The following is a 20,589-nucleotide window of genomic DNA, read 5'->3' as shown; positions in this document are numbered from 1 at the left end:
GAATTAATCAGTTGATTGAATCGATAGATTGAATCGAGCTCCGGCGTCAAGCGCGGGGCTCAATGTCCCGTTGTTTCAAGGGTTTGGCGCACATGGGAACCAAGGAGCAGGACGCCCGGGAGCGCATCCTCCGGGCGACCATCGTCTGCCTGGAGCGGGACGGTCTGGACGCCACGGGCATCCGGGAAATCGCGCGCGAGGCGCAGGTGAACAGCGCGGCCATCAGCTACTACTTCCGCAGCAAGGAGAAGCTGATTGCCCAGGCGCTGGAGGCGACGCTGGAGCAGGCCTTCGGGCACGTGCTGGTGGACTTCGACCGGCTGCGCGCCGAGGGGCTGGGCATCCGCGAGGCCTTCGAGACGCTGCTGGAGGACGTCATCGGCAACGTGGGGCGCTACCCGCGAATCGCCCACGCGCACCTCCACGACGCGCTCGTGCATCAGCGCTACGACGGCGCGGCCATCCGGGAGCTCAACGCGTTCCTGGAGGCGCTGTCGGGCAAGCTCGCGCCGGACACCGCGCACCTGACGGAGGAGCGGCGCCGGCTGGCGCTCACGCAAATCTGGTCCTCGGTGTCGCTGATGTCGATGATGCCGCGCGTGTTCGACCAGCTCATCCTCCTGGACTTCCGCACGCTGGAGACGCGGCGCGCGTGGGTGAAACAGTCCTCACGTCTGCTCTTCCCGGCCTGAGCGGAGCGCGTCAAACGCGGCGCGGAGCGTCAACTCCAGTGCAATGGATGATTTCGCGCCCACCTAGATACGTCAGACTGGAAGTCCTGGTGACTGTTCAGCCGTGGGCTGTCTAGCTCCGCGTGGCAATTGATGTTCTGGCTGGTCCGACACTTCTCGAAAGTAGCGATTTCCTCGTCACAACGCACGGGCTCGACTGAGCGGGTGCTCCCAGGGGGGAGTGTCTGTCATTCGTGACTCGCGGGAGGACCGCATGCGTCTCGTGTCGAAGTGGCTAGCCTGTCTCGTGCTGTGTAGCAGCGCGTTGGCGTGGGCACTCCAGCCCTCACAACCCAGCTCATTGGCGAGCCAGGCGTTTTTCAAGCCGGAGCTCTACCTGCCGGTCTCCAACATCTCCCTGGAGGACGCCCGCTCGAAGTTGAAGGGCGCGGGGCCGAGCGTCTGGGAGGACTTCTTCGCGCGCAACGGGCGGGACTTCCACGTGTACCTGGACCCGCTGACGGGCTCGCCCACCGCCATCCAGGGCGCCATTCCGCTCATCCCCGGCAAGGGCGTGGGCAACACGGTGAGCCTGTCCACGCTCCAGCAGCAGCTCGGCCGCTCCACGGGGGAGGTGGATGCCGCCGTCGTCGCGGACATCCTCTTCAAGTTCCTCAACGACAACCAGGCCGCGCTGGGCGTGGACCTGTTGCAGTTGGACGAGCCGAAAGTCACGCGAGTCACCGACGTGCTCTGGCACGTGCGGGTGCCGCAGCAGGTGGATGGCATCCCCGTGCGGCACGGCCAGCTGGTGGCCACCATCAACCACGGCAACCTCGTCCTGTTGGGCACCGAGGCGTGGAGCAACGTCACCGCGTCCACGCGGCCCACGCTGAGCCCCGAGCAGGCGCTGACGGCGGGCGGTGAGCGCTTCGGCCTCCTGGAGACGCCGGGCACGCTGTGGCAGGCGCCCACGCTGGAGATGGCCCCGCTGGCTCGCGCGGACGCGGGCTTTGGCGAGGGCTACCGCCACCAGCTCGTCTGGACGTATGGCTTCCAGAACCCCGGGGAGACGGAGCGCTGGAAGGTGACGGTGGACGCGCACTCCGGCGAGGTGCTCGCCCTGGAGGATGACAACCACTACCTGGATGCGACCATCAAGGGCGGCATCTACCCGCTGAGCAACACGGAAATCTGCCCGTCCAACACGACGTGCGGGACGATGCAGGTCGACTCGCCCATGCCCTGGGCGAACACGGGCCTGGCCGCGCCCAACAACTTCACCGACAGCGCCGGCGTCCTCAACTACAGCTCCGGCAGCGTCACCACGACGCTGGCCGGCAAGTACGTGCGCGTCAGCGACACCTGCGGCTCGCCGAGCACCACCTCGGCCACCGGCAACATCCAACTGGGTGGCACCAACGGCCAGCATGACTGCGCCACGGGTGGCGGCGGCGCGGGCAACACGCCGGCTTCGCGCTCGGCCTTCTACGAGCTGAACCGCATCGCGGAGCTGGGGCGCGGCTGGCTGCCGGGCAACACGTGGCTGCAGGGGCAGCTCACCGCGAACGTCAACATCAACAGCACGTGCAACGCCTTCTGGAACGGCTCCACCGTCAACTTCTACCGCAGCGGCGGAGGCTGCCGGAACACGGGCGAAATCGCCGCCGTGTTCGACCACGAGTGGGGCCACGGCATGGACGACTTCGACTCCGGCGGCGCGCTCTCCAACTCCAGCGAGGCGTACGCGGACATCGCGTCCATCTACCGGTTGCAGGCCTCGTGCGTGGGCTACGGCTTCTTCGCCACCACGGACCTGGGCTGCGGCAAGACGCCGGACGGCACGGGCTACAACCAGAACGAGGCGCAGGCGGGCGGGACGTGGTGCAACGCGCGCTGCTCGGGCGTGCGCGACGCGGACTACCTGGCGCACGTCAACCAGACGCCGGCCACGCCGCAGAACTTCGTGTGCTCGCGCTGCTCCTCCGGCACGGGCCCCTGCGGTCGGCAGGTGCACTGCGCCGCCGCGCCGGTGCGTCAGGCCGCGTGGGACCTGGTCGCTCGCGATTTGCAGGCCGCGCCGTTCAACTACGACTCCAACACCGCCTTCATCATCGGCAACAAGATTTTCTACCAGGGCAGCGGCAACGTGGGCTCGTGGCACGCCTGCAACTGCTCGGCGGGCACGTCCGACGGCTGCGGCGCGAGCCATGGCTACATGCAGTGGCTGGCGGCGGATGACGACAACGGCAACCTGAACGACGGCACGCCGCACATGACGGCCATCCACGCGGCCTTCAACCGTCACGGCATCGCCTGCTCCACGCCCGCCCCCACCAACGGCGGCTGCGCGACGGGCCCGAAGACGGCGCCCACCGCGACGGCGAGCCCCAGCGACGGCCAGGTGGCGCTGAGCTGGAACTCGGTGCCCAGCGCGAGCGAGTACTGGGTGATGAAGACGGACGGCTACGCCGGCTGTGACTTCGGCAAGGTGCGCGTCGCCACCGTCTCCGGCACCACGTACACGGACGCCGAGGTCGCCAACGGGCGGCAGTACTGCTACTCCGTCGTCCCCGCCAGCTCCACCGCCTGCTACGGCCCCGCCGCCGCGTGTGTCTGCGCGACGGCCGGAGGCCCCTGCACGCCGCCGGGCACCGCCACGCTCTCCACGCCGGCGGATGGCGCGGCGAACGTCGCGCTGGCCCCCGTGCTCGACTGGGCGGACGTGTCGGGCGCCACCACGTACGAGGTGCAGGTGGCCACGGACGCTGGGTTCGGCACCGTGGTGCGCTCCGCCACCTTGCTCACCAGCAGCACGTGGACGGTGACCCCCTCGCTAACGGCCGACACGCAGTACTTCTGGCGCGTTCGCGCGGTGAGCGGCTGCGGCACCAGCGCGTACAGCACGGCCTTCCGCTTCACCACCGCGGACACCACGTGTCAGCCGGCCGCGGCGCCCACGCTATCCACCCCGGCCAACGGGGCGGCCAACGTCGCGCTGGCCCCGGCGCTCGACTGGAGCGATGTCACGGGCGCCACCGCGTACGAGGTGCAGGTGGCGTCTGACGCGGGCTTCTCCAACGTGGTGCGTTCGGCCACGGCGCTCACCAGCAGCACCTGGAGCGTCACGCCCGCGCTCACCGCCAACACGCAGTACTTCTGGCGGGCCCGCGCGGTGGATGCCTGCGGCGCTGGCAACTACAGCACCGGTTTCAGCTTCACCACCCAGGCGGGTGGTGGCACCTGCACGTCTCCGGCGCTGGCCACGTATGACGCCTCGCTCGGCACGCCCGCATGCGGGACGGGCTGCGGGTGTGACACCGGCACGCTCGTCAACAGCCGGGGCAGCCAGTTCCTGGCGGCCGAGCCCAACACGCCCAACACGCTCGACGGTTGCCCGGACGGCCCCTTCGGCTTCTACCACTTCGACGAGAGCATCGACCGCGTCGTGCTCAAGAGCGTGGACGGTGGACCCATCACCCCGGGCAAGCAGGTCAAGGTGGACGTGACGGTGTGGTGCTACGACGCCACGGACCGGCTGAACCTCTACACCGCCCCCGTGTCGGGCTTCCCCCTGTGGACGCAGCTCGTCGCCGGCCTGACGTGCACGGGCAGCGGCGCGCGGACGTTCAGCCACACCTTCACGGTGGGCAGCACCGTGGGCCAGCACGCCCTCCGGGCGCAGTTCGTGGAGGCCTCCAGCCCGGCGTCGAGCTGCACCTTCGGCCTCTACGACGACAATGACGACGTCGTCTTCGGCGTGGCGGCGGCCGTCGCCTCCGGCCCGGCCAGCCCCAAGGCCACCCAGGGACGCACGCGCGCCACGCGCTAATCCCTCCCGTCCAAGGCCGCCAGCCCTGTCGCCCCGCGCGCCAGGGCTGGCGGTGTTGTCATTCCCCACCCAGCCCTCCAGGGTCATGCCCTCCAGGGCGAGAGTTCCACCGTCCTTCGTCGCGCCGCGGCCAGATGCGTCACGTCAGGCTTTGGACTGTATGGCTACAGCAGCTGTGTTCAATTGAAGGCAAGGCGGTATGCGGGGGTGTCTGCTTCGTTCCAGGGTCCAGCTAGAATTTCACTTTGCAGGCAATTCAAGCCCTGCTGACCAGGAGCGCGCATGCAACAGCTTCCAGCCCCGGCGTTCATCTTCAATCTCAGCACTGGATATTTCGCCCCACGGTGTCTGCATCTCGTCGCGCAGCTGGGAGTCGCGGATGTTCTGGGCAATACACCGATGACCAGCGAGGAGCTGGCGCGGGCGACGGGGGCGCATGCCGACTCGCTCCACCGGATGATGCGGCTGTTGGCGGCGCACGGGGTGTTCGAGCGGCGCGGGGGCGGCTGGGTCCACACCGAGTACTCCGAGCACCTGAAGGCCAGTCACGCCCACTCGCTGAAGTCCCTGGTGCTGATGTTCGGAGACGACATCAACTGGCGCTCGGCCGGAGCGTTGGGCGTGTCCTCGCGGACGGGCCAGACGGCCTGTGAGGCCGTGACGCCGGGCGGGCTCTGGCCCTACCTGCGAGCCCACCCGGAGGACGCCCGTGTCTTCGACGCGGCGATGACGGGCAAGTCGCACATGGCCATCGCGGCGGTGCTCCAGGCGATGGAGTTCCACCGCTATGAGCACATCGCGGACATCGCTGGCGGCCGGGGCCACATCCTGGCGGCGGTGCTCGACGCCACGCCTCGCTCCCAGGGCACGCTGTTCGACCTGCCGGACGTGGTGCAGAACTCCCAGCCGCACCCCCGCATGAAGACGCAGGCGGGAGACTTCTTCGTGGGGCCGCTGCCCCGCGCCGACGCCTACATCCTGAGCAACATCATCCACGACTGGGCGGACCCGCAGGCCATCTCCATCCTTCGCCAGATTCGCCAGGTGGCTCCGCCCCACGCGGAAGTGCTGGTGATGGAGATGATGTTGCCCGAGGGCCCGGAGCTGCACCCGGCCATGGTGATGGACCTGGTCATGCTGTCGCTGGCCGGAGGGCGCGAGCGCACGCAGGTCCAATACGATGCCCTGTTCGCCGAGGGGGGCTTCAAGCTGGACCGCATCATCCCCACCCACAGCCCCTACTCCATCCTGGTGGGCAAGGTGGCCTGAACCTAAACCCGCTATTTCGTTGAAGATGTCACTGGGTGACAAGAGTGGGCGGGAGGTCCGCGTGCGGGGTGCGCGGACCGCTCGCGGAATCGGGCTAGGCTTGGCGGCTCCTTCCCCTCGGGAGCCGCACCATGATTCGGAGCCTCTGCGTCCTGTGTCTGATGGTCTGCCTCACCTCGGCGTGCTCGGGCGATTCACCCGGGGATGAGGGGCCCGACCTCCAGGCGGACGCGGGACCGACGGATGGTGGCTCCACGCAGGGGGATGGTGGCGTCGCCGGTGCGTGCGAGCCCTTTGGCCGCTTCGGTGCGCCCGGCACCACGCTCACGCTGCCCGGGCCTTCCGCGAACGGAGAGATGTACATCCCGGATGTGCAGGCCCGCTTCCCGTCCACGAACTGGAGCACGCTGGACCGGCTCTACATCCCCGCGGGGAACTACACGCTCATCAACCTGGGCAACCTGCCTCACCGTCAGGCGAGCCGCCTGCTGGTCATCACCAACACGGGGGGCCAGGTGGTCATCCGCCCCAATCCGGGGTCCTCGCAGGGCTACATCTGGGCCATGAGTGGCGGCTCGAACTGGGTGCTCACCGGCCGCTATGACGCGGACTCGGGCACGGGCCACGCGGACTTTCCGGGGCACCGCTGCGGCGCATATGCGACGTCGCGGGAGCGCTACGGCATCCTCAGCGACGACCTCTTCCTGGGCGACGGCCACATGGGGCTGGGCATCGGTGGGGCGCACAGCTTCGAGCTGGAATATCTGGAAATCACCCGCGCGGGCTTCGCGGGCCTGCGCATCCTCCGCGAGAAGAACAGCGACGGCACGGTGTCGCCGCTCAACGACATCAAACTGCACGACCTCTACATCCACGACACCGCCAGCGAGGCCATCTACTTCGGCTCCACGCAGGGCGCGCCCACGCCGCTGGGCTCCAACCTGAAGGTCTACAACAACCGGCTGGTGCGCACCGGGACGGAGTCCCTCCAGATTCAGAACCTGGGCGACGGCACGGAGGTCCACCACAACGTGTTCGCCTACGGCGCCATCGACTGGCGCGCGGCCTTCGCGAACTACCAGGACAACAACTCCCAGGCCCAGGTGCGCGGCGGCACCATCCGCTTCCACCACAACGTCTTCGTGGGCGGCGCCGGCGCGCTGCTCAACTTCTTCGCGCAGCCGGAGACCGGAGACGTGCCGCTCAATGTCGAGTTCACCGACAACTACTTCGCGGACACGCTGTCGCTGGGCATCTGGTTCGGCGGCACGGCCGGCGCGGGGGCCCGGTTCAACTGGGAGCGCAATGCCTTCCGGGGACTCGACTTCGGCTACCAGGGCGTCTACCCGACCGCCACGGACCCGGGCGTCGTGCTCAGCAAGGCGGGGACGATTACCGCCCCCATCACCCTGAAGGAGAACCGCTGGGAGGGCAGCCGCCGGTTCATCTCCGGCCTGACGGGTGGCAGCGGGACGGTGGGCTCGGTGACGGCCACCGGCAACGTGAATGGGGCCGTCACCGCGCTGACGTTCGTCGACACGGGCCTGCCGGCCGGCACGACGACGCGCCAGTTGGAGCGCTGGACGGACAAGGCCACCCTGGCGCCCGGCTCACCCGAGATGACGTACGCGGCGGGCGCGCTGGTGATGCATGACGGGCAGCTGTACCGGGCGCGTGTCCAGAACACCAACAAGCCCCCGCCGGCCAACTCCGCGCAGTGGGAGCACCTGCCCGTGCCCGTGGATGACCTGCGCACCGCGCCCGGCACTGAGTGGGCCCAGCGCGGCGTGGGCCTCCTGGACGTCGCGCCGTAGGGTGAAACGAACCATCCGGGCGGAATCAGATACCTCCGCTCGGATGGTTGCCGTGGAAGTTTTCAGCAATGGCTGACATGTGCTGTTGAGACTTCTGTTTTTCTCAACGTGTCTCTCCCATCTTTTCCCATTTCCTGAGATAGCGGGGCTCGATAGCGAGGCGGCATCGCCGAGCTGCTCTTCGGGAGATTGGAATGACATTGAAGGTCTTCAGTCAGGGAGTTTCACGGTGGGTTGTATCAGTCTCATTGCTGGCGTTGGGCGCCTGCGGGCCGCTGGAGTCCGAGTCCGCGCCGAGCAGCTCGGAGGAGGCTCCGGCGTCGGTGGGGGCCGCGCGGCAGGCGGTGTCCTTGGTGAGCCACCGGGCGAGCACGACGGCCTGGGGCAAGACTGTCACCTCGCTGACGCTCACCAAGCCGGCGGGAACCGTCGCGGGTGACGTGCTGCTGGTGCGCCTCAGCAACCGCAACAACGTGGCGGCGGTGGCGACGGCGCCCGCGGGCTGGACATTCCTTCGCTCGGACCAGAGCGCGTCGCAGATAAAGGCGTGGGTCTTCTACAAGGTCGCCGGGGCTTCGGAGCCGGCGAGCTACGCGTTCACCTTCGACGCCGCCTACTACGTGGCCGGCAGCATCTCCGCGTTCTCCGGCGCGAACCCCACCAACCCCATCGACGCGCAGAGCGGCCAGAAGAACGGCAACCTGGCGACCATGGACAGCCCGGCCATCACCACGACCTCGGCGAACGGGCTGGCGGTGTGGTTCGGCTCGCAGCTGTGGGCGGGCGCCACGTGCCCCGTTGACCCGCTGACGCCTCCCACGGGGTTCACCGAGGCCTTCGAGGCGTGCCTGCAGTCCTCGGACCGGGGCATCCTCTTCGACATGGCGTGGAAGGAGCTGGGGGCGGCGGGTCTGCAGCCCGCGTTCAACGGCGTGTCGACGCTGCCCAACACCAACATCGCGCAGGTCGTCGCTCTCCGGGCCGCGGACGCGCCCACTTGCACCGTGGGTGACACCTTCGCCACGACGTGGACGCTGATGGGCAACGTGTCCGCGCCGCTCATCGTCGAGCCGTCGGGCCTGGCCGCCAGCCGTGTCACCCCGGGCGCCATCTACGTCCACAACGAGGACGTCAACGACATCGTCGCCATCAGCACCACCACCGCGGCCACGCTGGGCTCCTTCAAGGTGGCGGGCGTGACGCCGCAGGACTGGGAAGACGTGGCCACCGGGCCGTGCCCCACGGGCTTCTGCATCTACATGGGAGACATTGGCCGCTCGAGCGCGAGCCTGCCCATCCCTCCGAACACGTTCTACGTCTACCGCATCCCCGAGCCGAACATCGGCGCGGGCCAGACGAGCGGGGATTTGACGGCGCAGCAGTTCCCCTTCGTGTACCCGGATGGCGGCAAGGACGCCGAGGCCATCATGGTCCACCCCGTCACCGCGGACATCTACATCATCACCAAGTCCGGCTCGGGGTTGAGCAAGGTGTACAAGATGCCCAATCCGTTGCCGGCGCCGGGCGTGCAGTCCACGCTCATCTTCGTGTCCAACCTCCAGCTGCCCGTGGTTCCGGACCAGCCGAACTGGTCCTACACCACGTCCGCGGCCATCCACCCGTGCTCCAACCGCTTCATCCTGCGCACGTACAAGACCGTGTATGAGTTCCGCGCGGCGCCGGGAGCGGCCTTCGAGACGGCCTTCGCGGCGGCGCCCGTCACCCTCACGGACACCGTGGAGGGGCAGGGCGAGGCCATCGAGTACGACCCGAGCGGCGCGAGCTATTACACGATGAGCGAGAGCCCCTCGCCCTTCAAGCTCAAGCGCGTCCTTCGTCAGTAGCGCGTTGAACCCAGGTGTCCCCGGAGCGTGCTTCGTCCGGGGACACTCGGGGCGGCAGCCGACGAGGTCAGGGGGCCTTGCGCACCTGGCTCACGAGCCAGTTCTGCGCGTCGGAGCGGCTCCAGAATATGTCCCAGCCACTGTGTCCACCCGTCGGATTCACGGTGACCTGGAACTCTCCCGTGTAGCCCGGGCAGGCGCGGACGCGCGGCTGGACGCCATCCCAGGGGTTGGTCCAGTTCCACGCGCCGAACGTGCCGTCGTCCTCGTTGCCCGCGGCCCAGATGGGGAAGGCCTCCATCAAGCAGATGGGCGACGTGAACGGCGGGAAGTACGCCTGAGGCATGGCGCCGGCATACGTGCTCCGGTACGAGGCGATCTGGTCATTCACGCCCGCGGCGCCGGACGACAGGCCCGTCATCGTCACGCGCTCCGGGTCGGCGCCGTAGAGGGTGATGGCCTCCAGCACCAGTGCGTGGACGCCGGGGGCGTGCCACCAGGTGTCGATGGCCTCTTTGATCTTCGGTCCGTTGGGCGCGACGACGATGCCTGGGAAGGTGTCGACCAACGCCTTGCCTGGGATGAGCTGTCGGATGAAGCCCTCCGGGTTGCTCCCCACCTGCGTGTGGTTCTCGTCCAACGTGGTGCCGCCCCGGCCGTGCAGGGAGAGCACGAGCGGGTACTTCTTGCCGGGCACGGTGCCGTAGTCCTTGGGCAGGAAGACGGCCGAGTCGTAGCTGTTGCCCCGAGACCAGACGTGGAGCTTGCCCGCGCGAGGGTCCGCGGAGGGGGTCGCCGGCTGCACCGTGACGCTCACCGTGTCCGAGCCCGTGGCTCCGCCGTTGTCCGTGGCGGTGAGCCTGAACACATAGACGCCTTGCGAGAGGCCACTGGCGCTCGGGGACTGCGCGGTGGGTGATGACAGCGTGGCCGTCGTCGGGCCGGAGACCTGCGTCCAGGCGTAACCGGTGACGGTGCCGTCCGAGTCGCTGGCCGAGCCCTGGAGCTGCGCGGTGCTGACGGGCAGGGTGATGGAGACGTCATTGCCCGCGAAGGCGGACGGAGGCTGGTTGCCCTGCAGGGCGCCGAAGACCAGGAACTCGCGCACGCGGCAGTAGTTGTCGTCAGCTCCCAGCTTGCACTGCACTCGCAGATAGCGCGCGTCCAGGGGCTGCGTGAAGGTGAAGGTCCGGCCAGGCAGGGTGTTGCCGGTGATGGCGCCGCCTGGCACCAGCTGGTAGTCGGCGGTGTTGCTCGCCCGGTAGAGGATGTCGAAGTCCACCATCCGGCCAAACGTGTCGTCCTTGCCGAAGTAGAGGGTGAGGCTGTCCACGCGGTGCAGCGCCTGGAGGTCCACCTCCAGCCACTCCGGATTCGAGGGCAGCGGATTGACGCCCGAGCACCAGCGGTCATCCGGGCTGTTGAAGACGCCGTTGAACGCCTTGGCGTGCCCGAAGGTGTCGGGATAACCGATGGGATGTACGGACGACGCGGAGGACGGCTTGCCGAGCGCCACGTTGGTGGACTGCGCGAGGGCGTCGGGGGCCAGGGGAAGCAAGAGGACACACAGCGCTGTGGCGAGACTCCGGGGGTGCCAGGGCATGCGGACGCCTTTCGGGGGTGGGGGAACAGATGTGATGCGAGGGCAGAAGCAGGCGTGATGCCGGAAGGCACCTCCACCCGCTTCCGCCCCGTCGTGAAGCTCAGGGCGTCTGGCGCACCTGGCTCACGAGCCAGTTCTGCGCGTCGGGGCGGCTCCAGAATTCATCCCAGCCGCTGTGCGTGGTCCCCGGCATCACGGTGACCTGGAATTCGCCGGTGTAGCCGGGGCACTGCCGGACCTGGGTCAGCAGTCCGTCGGTGGGGTTGGTCCACTTCCAGGCGTTGAACGTCCCATCGCCCACGTTGCCCGCCGCCCAGAGGGGGAAGTCCTCGAGGATGCAGACCGGGTTGGCCAGGGGTGTGGTGAATGCCAACGGCATGCCGCCGGCGTAGGTGCTCCGGTGATCGAGCATCTGGTCATTCACGCCCCCGCCGCCGGAGGAGAGGCCCGTCATCGTCACGCGGTCCGGGTCGATGTTGTAGAGACTGATGGCCTGCAGCACCAGGGTGTGGGTGCGGGCCGAGTCCCACCACGTCTCATGGGCCCCCCCGATGTTGGGCCCATTGGGCGCGATGACGACGGCGGGGTAGGTATTGACGATGGGCTTGCCGGGGATGAGCTGCCGGATGAAGCCCTCCGGATTGCCGAGCACCTGGGTGTGGTTCGCGGTGAGCGTGGTGCCGCCCCGGCCGTGCAGCGAGAGGACCAGGGGATACTTCTTCGCTGGAAGCGCGCCGTACTCGATGGGGAGGAAGACGGCGGTGTCGTAGCTGCCGCCGCGAGACCAGACGTGAAGCTTGCCCGCGCGCGGGTCCACCGGCGCGGTGCTCGGATGCACCGTGACGCTCACGGTGTCGGATGAGGTGGAGCCGCCGTTGTCGGTGGCGGTGAAGCGGAAGAGGTACGTCCCGCTCGTCAGCCCGCTGGCGCTCACAGTCGACGTCGTTGCTCCCGTCAGCGTGGCCGGCGTGGGGCCGAAGACCTGCTGCCAGAGGTAACTGGCGATGGTGCCATCGCCATCAGTGGCCGTTCCCGGGAGTTGCACCGTGCTGACTGGCAGGACGACGGCCGTGTCGTGGCCCGCGAAGGCGGTGGGCGGCTGGTTGGCGAGGCGGACACCCAGCACCTCCAGCTCCCGCACCCGGCACAGGCCGTCGCCTGACGCGCGCTTGCACAGGAGGCGCACGTAGCGCGTCTCCACGGGCTGGGCGAGTTGGAACGTCCAGGTGGGCAGCGTGTTGTTGGTGACGGAGGCGCCGGCAATGGGCTGAAAGCTGTCCGTGGCGGCGAACCGATGCTGGACGTCGAAGTCGAGCATCTGCAGTCCCACCGTGGTGTCTCGGCCGGAGTGCAGCCTGAGCCCGTCGATGCGATGCACCGCCTGGAGGTCCACCTCCAGCCACTCCGGGGTCGACGCCGCGGGCGGCGTGGCGGAGGCCCACCGGTCCTCGGTGTTGAGGATGCCGTTGAACGCCTTGGCATGCCCATACAGCAAGGGGGCTCCATTGGCATGCACCGAGGACGCCGAAGAGGCCTTTCCTTGCGCGACATTCGCCGACTGCGCCCATGCGGGCAGGGCGAGCAGGGACAGGACCGCGGCGAGGAGACGTCGGGGTTTCCAGGTCATGGGAGGCCTTTCGGGAAAGGACTCACATGATTGGGTTTGTTGAGCGCGGTGTTAAGGAGAATCTCCAATCCCTTGTTTTTGCAAGAGATTGATTTGCCACTTTGTTGCAAATGTACCCACGGGGCATAAGCCTGGAGCTCAGGCGTTGAAGCCGCCGTCCACGTCGAGGGTGGCGCCGGTGACGAAAGAGGCCTGCGGGCTGGCGAGGAATGCGACGGCGGCGGCGATCTCCTCGGGCTGGCCGTAGCGTCCGAGCGCGGTGCCGGCGCGCTGCACCGGGGCGCTGGCGCCGGTGGCGGGATTCATGTCGGTGTCGATGGGGCCGGGCTGGATGAGATTGACGGTGATGCCTCGGGGGCCCAGGTCGCGAGCCCAGCCTCGGGTGTATGCGGCGATGGCGGCCTTGGTGGCGGCGTAGTCTCCGAGCCCCGCGAAGGGCGTGTGGCTGGCGATGCCAGAGCCGATGGAGATGATGCGCCCGCCTTCGCGCAGCAGGGGCACGGCGGAGCGGACGGCGGCGACGACCCCGTGGACGTTGACGGAGAACTGGTGCTCGAGCGCCTCGAGGTCGCTGGCGGGGTCTCCGACGACGGCGGTGTGGAAGATGCCCGCGTTGTTGACGAGCACGTCGAGGCGGCCGAAGCGCCGCGCGACCTCGTTGACCAGGGCCTCCACCTGCTGGGGTGAGGCCTGGTCGGCTTTGAGCGCGGCGGCGCGGACTCCGCGTGTCTTCAGTTCCTCGACGAGCGCCTGGGCCTTCGTCTCGGAGGAGGCGTAGCTGATGGCGACGTCCGCGCCTTCATCCGCCAGGGCCCGGGCGATGGCCGCGCCCAGGCCGCGCGAGCCACCGGTGATGAGGGCCACCCTGCCTTCGAGGTTCTTGCGTGTCTTCGTCATGGCGTGTCTCCGGTGTGGGGTTTCGATGAGGCAAGGGTAGGGACCTCGCCTCGCGGGAGAAACGCCGGCCTCGGGACAGGACTGTTTCCATTCGAGTAATAATCGCCGGAGCCCGGGACTTCCCTTCGGGCCGCTTCGAGGACGACTCCATGGATCAGCTCACCGCGATGCGGGTGTTCGCCCGCGTGGTCGAAGCCGGCACCTTCACCCGGGCCGCGGACACGCTGAAGATGCCCAAGCCCTCGGTGACGAAGCTGGTCCAGGGGTTGGAGGAGCACCTTCAAGTCAAGCTGCTCCAGCGCACCACCCGACGCGTGACGGTGACGCCCGAGGGCGCGGCGTACTACGAGCGCACGGCGAGGCTCCTGGCGGACCTGGAGGACATCGAAGCGGACGTGTCGAACGCTCGGACGCGTCCTCGGGGACGGCTGCGGGTGGACGCGGGGTCCTCGGTGTCCAACTTCCTGCTCATCCCCGCGCTGCCGGCGTTCCGGGCGAAGTACCCGGACATCCAGTTGGAGCTGGGGGTGAGTGACCGCTCGGTGGACCTGGTGGGCGACGGCGTGGACTGCGTGATTCGCGGAGGCGTGCTGCCGGACCAGTCGCTGGTGGCGCGGCGCATCGGTGAGTTGGAGTTCCTGTCGTGCGCCACGCCCGAGTACCTGAAGCGCAAGGGCAAGCCCGTGCATCCCTCGGACCTCCAGGAGGGCCACGACATCGTGAGCTACTTCTCCACGAGGACGGGTCGGCTCGTGCCGTTGTCCTTCATCCCACGGGAAGGAGAGCGCATCGATGTGATGGGCCGCTCCAGCGTGGCCGTCAACGAGAGCACCGCGCACTTGTCGGCGGTGCTGGCGGGGCTGGGCGTGACGCAGCTTCCCGCCTTCGTGGCCCGGCCTCATCTGGACAGCGGGGCGCTGGTTCAAATCCTGGGTGAGTGGCAGGGGCCGCCGTTCCCCCTCTTCATCGTCTATCCGCAGAACCGGCACGTGAGCGCCAAGCTCCGCGCGTTCGTGGACTGGGCGGTGGAGCTGTTCGCGCCGTTCAGGCCTCGGCGTGAGGTCACGGAGCTCGCGGCCCGGCGGTGAAGAAGGACCGGTGCGGCGCCCTTTATCAACGAGAGGCAGAGCGCTTCGTCGAGGCGTAGGGCGCTCTGGGCTGTCGCTATCAGCTCAAGGCGATTCCTGGAGGGTGTCGTGCTGGACCTCAGTCGTCATCGCCGGGCTGGACGTCAGGCGTCAGCGCCTGGCTGGCGTCTTCCGCGTTGAGGACTTCTTCGCCGCGGGCTTTCGCGTGGAAGGCTTCTTCGCCGCTGGCTTTCGCGCGGAAGGCTTCTTCGCCGCGCTCTTCTTCGCCACCGTCTTCCTCGTGGAGGTCTTCTTCGCCGCGCTCTTCGTCACCGCCGTCTTCCGCGTGGAGGTCTTCTTCGCGGAGGCGGAATTCGCCGCGACCTTCGTCGTGGTCGCCGAGGCTTCGCCGGTCAGGGCCTTCGTCCATCGCTGGATGTAGTCAGCACGGGTCTTCGCGTCGGGGAGTCCTTCCGCATGCAGGGCGACGGTGTGGCCGCGCGCCGCCGGGAGGACACGGAGTTGCGCGGTCCGCGGTCGTGGCCAGTCGATGCGATTCAGTCGGATGCGGAGCAGGGTTGGAGGCCTCGCCCGAATCACGACGACGTCCGTCCCGTCCTTGAGGGTGGTCAGGTCTCCCTCCTTGAACGAGGCCCGTGCGGGTGAGAGCCATCGCCCCAGGCCTTTCGCCTCCGCCCAGTTCCGCCACGCCTCTTCGGCCGTCATGTCGAAGGTGTGTCGGGCTCCGGCCCCATACGTCCCATCCGCTGCAAGTCCGGTCGGCATTTGCTTCCTCCTTGGGTGCTGACCATGGAGAGGGCAGCGCGTCCAGGCAACCACGAACTGGCAACACGTCTCCGCACAGCCCGCGTCCGCCATGGTGTAGACAATCTCCGTGAGCTCCCCTCCGTCCCTCGCCACGCTGCTTCAGGATGAGACCCGTCGCTACGTGCGGAGCTATCGCTCGGCTTCGCTGTGCGCGGGCCTGACCTCACGCGGCGAGCACCACGTCCAGGCCTTCCGAGGGAAGGGCACACCGCCTCCCGACAACGCCTTGTTCTCCCTGGGCGGACTCACCCAGGTCTTCACCGGCGCCCTGCTCGGCCTCCTGGTGGAGCAGGGCAAGGCACGACTCGACATGCCGCTCGCCGAGGTGATTCCCCGCTCGCTCCTCCCCGATGCGGACGCGGGCCGAATCACCCTGGAGCAGCTCGCCACGCACACCTCTGGCATGCCCCACCTGCCGCCCAATCTCGACGCGGCACCTCGCAATCCCGAAGACCCGTTCGGCCACTATTCCGCCAACCTCTTCGGAGACTTCCTCCGGACCTACCACCCCCAACTCCCCCCTCCACGCCCCGTCTCCGAGTCCCTGCTCGGCATGGGCGTCCTGGGCCACGCGCTCTCCCGACGCGCGGGACTCAACTACGGGCACGCGCTGCGCGACCTGCTCTTCACTCCCCTGAAGCTCAGCGACACCTCGGCACGGGTGACGGACGAACTGGCGCCTCGCCTGCTCCCCGGCCACACCGCGCGCGGCCGGCCCGTGCCCGCCTGGACCTTCCCAGCACTGCCGGGTGCGGGTGCGCTCCACTCCACCGTGCCGGACCTGCTGGGCTTCCTCGACGCGAGCCTCGGCCGCGCCGACGAGTCCCTCTCACGCCCCCTGAAGATGTCTCTGCTTCCGCGCACCGAAGGCGGCGCCGTGCGCATGGGGCTCGGCTGGTCCATCTCCCAGCTTCGTGGCCACACCGTGGCGTGGTGCTCGTCGGTGATGGGCGGGTATGTCGGCTTCATCGGCCTGGCGCCCTCCGTGGACGCGGGAGTCGTCCTGCTCTCGAACCACGGCTGGTCCCTGCTCGCCGCGCTTCGAGGTCGCGTCCCCCTGGAGGCCCCTGGCTTCGCGCTCCTCTCCCGACTCCTCGCGGAGACGACAACTTAGCATTTCAAGAAAATCAGCTTTATGGGCTTGAGCAGATAAAAAACGAACGGGCACGCTGGAGCGCATGACACCTGCTCCCGTGCTTCGGACTGGCCGCTGTTCTGATTCGCGTCCCCTGGCTGTGCTCGTCCTGGTGGCGGCGCTCGCCGCGTGTGGACCCGAAGCGCCTCGCGATGAAACCGAGCCGCTGGAGCGAAGAGAGGACGCACTGCCCGCGGGCGGTTGGCGGACGCTGATGGCGAGCGGCGGCGCGCCCATCCGGAACATCACCCGCCGCTCGGATGGACTGCTGATTGGCGGCGCGAGCGCGGGGACGCGCGTCGACGTCTGGACGAGCGGCAACGGTGGTGCGAGTTGGTCGCTCCACGGCTCCGTCGCGAACAACCCCGCGGTGCAGTTCGGCGACGTGACGATGCGAGCCATTCCGGGGACACGCACCATCTTCTGTGCGTTCCGCGAGTACGCCGGCGGCCAGTACCGCATCACCATCACCCGGAGCGACAACGACGGAGACCACTGGGTCTACGACAGCACCGTCATCGGCCCCGTCACCCGCTTCGTCGGAGCGCCCTTCCTCTTCCAGCGCGCGAATGGAGACCTGCAAGTCTATTACGACTCCGAGCCGCTCGCCGCGCAGCGCGGCTATCCGGGCCACCAGTGGATTGCCATGCAGGGACGCGCGGGAATCTCGGGGCCGTGGACCGCGTATGGCGTCGTCGCCGTGGCGTGGGACAAGCGCGCTGGAGCGCTGAACCGCGAGGGCATGCCCACCGTCGTGCAACTCGGAGGAGACCGGTTGATGGTCGTCGTGGAGGGCGTGGAGGCCTTCGCCACTGGCGGCGCGCGCGCCAATGTCATCAACGCCGTGCAGTCGTGGGACGGCGGCAGGACATGGGACGAGTCCCTGCGGCGCACCGTCTATCGCTCCCGTGTCGACCCGGGCTCCGGGCGTCGCTACAACGCCTACGTCCCGTATGCCATCCGCGTGGGCAATGGCCCCGTCGGCGTCGCCTTCTGCACAGACGAGGACAAGGTGGGAGCGCCCGACCTGTCGAGCGCCCCCGTGGACCAGCGCAACTGCCACGTCGGCTACGTCAGCACCACGGTCAACTTCGAGACGTGGTCGGCCCCGAGCCCCGTGTGGACCGCGACGTCCCGCAACTACACGCCGGGTCTCTACGAGCGCGCTCCCAACGACGTCATCGCGGTGATTGACGCGCTCGGCGGAAACCGAGTGCTCCAGCCGTAGTCACGAGGCCCGAGGCCAGCCCTTGCTCATGGAAGAGAGGGCTGGACACACCAGCAGCCCCTGGACGAAAAGGTTGCGGCACGGTTTCAAGCGCCGTGGCAGCCTACGCCCTCGAATCCCATGGTTGAGTACGATCCGCATCGTTGGTGGAGTTACTTCCACTATCTCAAGGGCTCGATGGTCCGCGAAATCGTGGCCCGAGTCATGGTCTGCGTCCTGTGGGCGCTGGGCGTCACCATCTTCCATTCCCATGTCCGCTCGGTGGCGATTCCCCCCACGGTCCACACGCTGGCGGGAATCTCCCTGAGCCTCCTGCTCGTCTTCCGCACGAACTCCTCCTATGACCGCTTCTGGGAGGGGCGGAAGCTGTGGGGCGGCATCGTCAACGAGACGCGCAACCTGGCGCGCGCCGCGGGCGTCTTCCTCCAGTCCGAGCCCGCCCTCTACGCCGCGCTGCTGCGGTGGACGGCCGCCTTCCCCTTCGCGTCCGCGTCGTTCCTGCGCACCAAGGCGGAGCTGGGGCCCCTGGCCCAGGAGCTGCCTCCGGACGAGGTGGCGGAGGTGATGCGCGCGCAGCACGTGCCGTTCGCCGTGGCGCGGAAGATGAGCGCGCTGCTCGACGCCGGCCGGCGCAAGGGCCTTTATTCCGAGTACGTGCAGATGCAGCTGGACCAGGACGTCCACCTGCTCGTCGACTACATCGGCGGCTGTGAGCGCATCCGCAAGACGCCCATCCCCTTCGCGTATGTGATGCACCTGCGCCGGGCGCTGCTCGTCTTCTGCTACACGCTGCCCTTCGCGCTGGTGGAGTCCTTCGGTGGGCTGACCGTGCTCGCCACGTTCGTCGTCGCGTACATCTTCTTCGGCATCGAGGAGATCGGCGTCGAAATCGAAGACCCCTTCGGCCACGACGACAACGACCTGCCGCTGGACTCCATCTGCAACACCATCCACGCCAACCTGAACGCGCTCATGCCCGCTGAGCCGCCGGCGCGTCAGGCCCCCCCGGCCGCCTGAGCCGGGGGTTTCAGCGACCGGACACGGAGGACGCGGGCGGCTCGTTGTAGACGCACAGCCACAGCCCGTCCTCCGGCGTGCAGTGCGCGCCCGGAATCTTCTGGAGCCAGCGCACCCTCACGGGGATGACCAGGTAGACCGTCTCGGGGTCCAGCTTGCCCGCGGCGATTTCGGCGTCCATGCCCAGGCAGTACGTCTGCGCCTTGGCGTCGTCGATGCGCGCGACATAGCCGCTGTTGAAGGTGAGGCCCAGCCGGTACGCGCGGTAGGCCCAGCGGTGGAAGTCCATGGGGCCCGCGCGGCAGCCCCGGCCGGAGCCGTCATGCATCTGCGGCGGATACAGCGCCAGGTGCTTGCGGCCCTTCGCCGCCTCGGTGAGCGCGGGGGACGGGAGCGTGTTCCAACGGCCTCCTCCTTGGGCCCTGCGCCCTTCGCCCAGGTTGAGGTCCAGGCCCTGGATGAGCAGCAGCAGCCCCGCCAGCGTGGGCGCGAGCGACGGGCGCACCAGCCGAGGCAGCGCGAGCGCGGCCCCCACGAGCAGCAGGTAGTGCAGCGGCCAGATGAAGCGGCCCGAGGAGCGGAACGCCTCCACCCACTTGAGCACGGGGCGATAGAGCGCGGACACGTCGGCCACCTGCACGCCCTGGAAGGTGATGCGCCACGAGAGGGCGAAGAAGGCCAGTCCCAGGGCGACGACGGTGAGGGGCACCCAGCGCCGCCACAGCGACAGGATGCGCCGGGGCTCGCGGGCCATGAGCCCGAGCACGATGACGAGCGCGACGAGGCCCCCCATGCCCAGGTAGCCGAAGCCCTCGTTCTGGGTTCCGTTCCTGGGCAGCGGGGGCAGGAAGCGGGACCAGCGAATCTCGCCGTGGCCAATGCTGTTGAACAGCGTGGTCAGGTCCGAGGAGTAGTCACCGAACTCCGTGGCGCTCACGGGGATGCCGGTGCCCAGGTAGCCGAAGGCGAAGAAGAGGCCGAGCACGGACGCGAAGCAGGCCACCGCCGCGAGCGCGGGCCAGGTGAAGGGCAGCTTCCGCTCCAGCGCCGTTCGCGCGCACAGCGACAGCGCGAGCGGCAACGTCATGGCGGCGATGACGGGGTGGACGCCCGCGGCGAAGACACAGAGCGACAGGCCCAACCCCAGCGCCTGCTTCGCGTCACGCGCGTCGCGCTGGGGAATCAGGTGGAGCCCCACCAGCAGCACCAGCAGCCAGTGCGCGCACAGGGCCTCGTGCGCGAAGGTCATCCGCGAGAGCAGCACGGGCGACAGCACCAGCAGTCCACCCACGCACCACTGGTGCTGCGTGGAGGCGCCCATGCGCCGCGCCACCCACGCCGCGGACGCGCCTTGCAGCATGAGGCACAAACACATCCACGGGCCGATGTACTGGAAGTCCGTGGGCAGCGCGAAGGAGAAGGGCCGCAGCAGCAAGCCCACCCAGGGAATCGAGTCCGTGTACCCGAGCGAGGTCCCCAGCGGATGGAGGTAGTTGGGCGTGGCTCCCAGCGGCAGGCCGAGCGGCGTCTGGCGGAAGAAGAGCCACCCCAACAGGTGCTGACTGAAGTCGTCCCGGATGAGCCAGCCGAGTCGCCAGGGCGCGAGCGCGCCCGGCCCGAAGGTCGCCAGGAACGTGAGCAACCCGACGAGCGCCGCTCCCAGCGGGCCCGCCTGGGCCTTGCCCCACCGGGTGAGGGCGTCCCACGCGTGACGCAGGCGCTCCCACGGGGGGAGCGGCGCCGACGGTGTCTCGGGT

14 protein-coding genes are annotated in these 20,589 nt (G+C 68.6%); 10 read left to right on the top strand and 4 right to left on the bottom strand.

Annotated features, from left to right (window positions below):
* The first annotated feature begins 92 nt into the window (after positions 1-92).
* The 5 genes from FJV41_RS11595 to FJV41_RS11575 all read left to right on the top strand — a co-directional run bounded on the left by FJV41_RS11595 (position 93) and on the right by FJV41_RS11575 (position 9,430).
* Positions 93-692 (top strand): TetR/AcrR family transcriptional regulator, encoded by a 600-nt coding sequence (locus FJV41_RS11595; protein WP_141642513.1) that lies wholly within the window; start codon positions 93-95, stop codon positions 690-692.
* A gap of 253 nt (positions 693-945) precedes the next feature.
* Positions 946-4,503, top strand: coding sequence for a PepSY domain-containing protein (locus tag FJV41_RS11590; RefSeq protein ID WP_141642512.1), 3,558 nt, complete (start codon positions 946-948; stop codon positions 4,501-4,503).
* 282 nt (positions 4,504-4,785) lie between these two features.
* Positions 4,786-5,772 carry a methyltransferase gene (locus FJV41_RS11585; RefSeq protein WP_141642511.1) on the top strand — a complete coding sequence of 329 codons (987 nt, stop codon included), beginning with the start codon at positions 4,786-4,788 and terminating at the stop codon, positions 5,770-5,772.
* A 131-nt stretch (positions 5,773-5,903) separates the two neighbouring features.
* On the top strand, positions 5,904-7,586 hold the full coding sequence (locus FJV41_RS11580; protein ID WP_141642510.1) for a carbohydrate-binding protein: 1,683 nt from the start codon (positions 5,904-5,906) through the stop codon (positions 7,584-7,586).
* A gap of 194 nt (positions 7,587-7,780) precedes the next feature.
* A complete protein-coding gene (locus tag FJV41_RS11575; RefSeq protein ID WP_246137154.1) occupies positions 7,781-9,430 on the top strand; it encodes a cell wall anchor protein in 1,650 nt (549 codons plus the stop codon).
* Positions 9,431-9,497: 67 nt separating this feature from the next.
* Here the strand turns inward: FJV41_RS11575 and FJV41_RS11570 are convergent, their stop codons facing one another.
* From FJV41_RS11570 to FJV41_RS11560, 3 genes are all read right to left on the bottom strand, one after another.
* A complete protein-coding gene (locus tag FJV41_RS11570) occupies positions 9,498-11,033 on the bottom strand; it encodes a PKD domain-containing protein (protein WP_141642509.1) in 1,536 nt (511 codons plus the stop codon).
* A gap of 100 nt (positions 11,034-11,133) precedes the next feature.
* Positions 11,134-12,660 (bottom strand): PKD domain-containing protein, encoded by a 1,527-nt coding sequence (locus FJV41_RS11565; protein WP_141642508.1) that lies wholly within the window; start codon positions 12,658-12,660, stop codon positions 11,134-11,136.
* A gap of 138 nt (positions 12,661-12,798) precedes the next feature.
* A complete protein-coding gene (locus FJV41_RS11560; RefSeq protein ID WP_141642507.1) occupies positions 12,799-13,557 on the bottom strand; it encodes an SDR family NAD(P)-dependent oxidoreductase in 759 nt (252 codons plus the stop codon).
* 149 nt (positions 13,558-13,706) lie between these two features.
* Between FJV41_RS11560 and FJV41_RS11555 the strand changes: the two genes are divergently transcribed.
* From FJV41_RS11555 to FJV41_RS11535, 5 genes are all read left to right on the top strand, one after another.
* Positions 13,707-14,645, top strand: a complete 939-nt coding sequence (locus FJV41_RS11555) for a LysR family transcriptional regulator (RefSeq protein ID WP_141642506.1) — start codon at positions 13,707-13,709, stop codon at positions 14,643-14,645.
* 103 nt (positions 14,646-14,748) lie between these two features.
* Entirely contained in the window at positions 14,749-15,066 is a 318-nt protein-coding gene (locus FJV41_RS11550) for a hypothetical protein (protein ID WP_141642505.1), read from the top strand.
* A gap of 453 nt (positions 15,067-15,519) precedes the next feature.
* Positions 15,520-16,566, top strand: coding sequence for a serine hydrolase domain-containing protein (locus tag FJV41_RS11545; RefSeq protein WP_141642504.1), 1,047 nt, complete (start codon positions 15,520-15,522; stop codon positions 16,564-16,566).
* Between the two features lie 64 nt (positions 16,567-16,630).
* On the top strand, positions 16,631-17,815 hold the full coding sequence (locus tag FJV41_RS11540; RefSeq protein WP_141642503.1) for a phage capsid protein: 1,185 nt from the start codon (positions 16,631-16,633) through the stop codon (positions 17,813-17,815).
* A 120-nt stretch (positions 17,816-17,935) separates the two neighbouring features.
* Positions 17,936-18,832 carry a bestrophin family protein gene (locus FJV41_RS11535; RefSeq protein WP_141642502.1) on the top strand — a complete coding sequence of 299 codons (897 nt, stop codon included), beginning with the start codon at positions 17,936-17,938 and terminating at the stop codon, positions 18,830-18,832.
* Positions 18,833-18,842: 10 nt separating this feature from the next.
* Here the strand turns inward: FJV41_RS11535 and FJV41_RS52170 are convergent, their stop codons facing one another.
* On the bottom strand, positions 18,843-20,549 hold the full coding sequence (locus FJV41_RS52170; RefSeq protein WP_220137850.1) for a DUF6311 domain-containing protein: 1,707 nt from the start codon (positions 20,547-20,549) through the stop codon (positions 18,843-18,845).
* Positions 20,550-20,589 lie beyond the last annotated feature (40 nt).

The organism is Myxococcus llanfairpwllgwyngyllgogerychwyrndrobwllllantysiliogogogochensis (assembly GCF_006636215.1).
In the GTDB taxonomy this organism is placed as follows: domain Bacteria; phylum Myxococcota; class Myxococcia; order Myxococcales; family Myxococcaceae; genus Myxococcus; species Myxococcus llanfairpwllgwyngyllgogerychwyrndrobwllllantysiliogogogochensis.
This window is presented reverse-complemented; position numbering and strand designations above follow the sequence as displayed.

Excerpts from the sequence above, each read along its gene's own strand:
- FJV41_RS11590 (WP_141642512.1), top strand. The coding sequence starts at position 946 with ATGCGTCTCGTGTCGAAGTGGCTAGCCTGTCTCGTGCTGTGTAGCAGC.
- FJV41_RS11555 (WP_141642506.1), top strand. The coding sequence starts at position 13,707 with ATGGATCAGCTCACCGCGATGCGGGTGTTCGCCCGCGTGGTCGAAGCC.
- FJV41_RS11595 (WP_141642513.1), top strand. The coding sequence starts at position 93 with ATGGGAACCAAGGAGCAGGACGCCCGGGAGCGCATCCTCCGGGCGACC.
- FJV41_RS11560 (WP_141642507.1), bottom strand. The coding sequence starts at position 13,557 with ATGACGAAGACACGCAAGAACCTCGAAGGCAGGGTGGCCCTCATCACC.
- FJV41_RS11575 (WP_246137154.1), top strand. The coding sequence starts at position 7,781 with ATGACATTGAAGGTCTTCAGTCAGGGAGTTTCACGGTGGGTTGTATCA.
- FJV41_RS11585 (WP_141642511.1), top strand. The coding sequence starts at position 4,786 with ATGCAACAGCTTCCAGCCCCGGCGTTCATCTTCAATCTCAGCACTGGA.
- FJV41_RS11535 (WP_141642502.1), top strand. The coding sequence starts at position 17,936 with ATGGTTGAGTACGATCCGCATCGTTGGTGGAGTTACTTCCACTATCTC.
- FJV41_RS11540 (WP_141642503.1), top strand. The coding sequence starts at position 16,631 with ATGACACCTGCTCCCGTGCTTCGGACTGGCCGCTGTTCTGATTCGCGT.
- FJV41_RS11565 (WP_141642508.1), bottom strand. The coding sequence starts at position 12,660 with ATGACCTGGAAACCCCGACGTCTCCTCGCCGCGGTCCTGTCCCTGCTC.
- FJV41_RS11580 (WP_141642510.1), top strand. The coding sequence starts at position 5,904 with ATGATTCGGAGCCTCTGCGTCCTGTGTCTGATGGTCTGCCTCACCTCG.
- FJV41_RS11570 (WP_141642509.1), bottom strand. The coding sequence starts at position 11,033 with ATGCCCTGGCACCCCCGGAGTCTCGCCACAGCGCTGTGTGTCCTCTTG.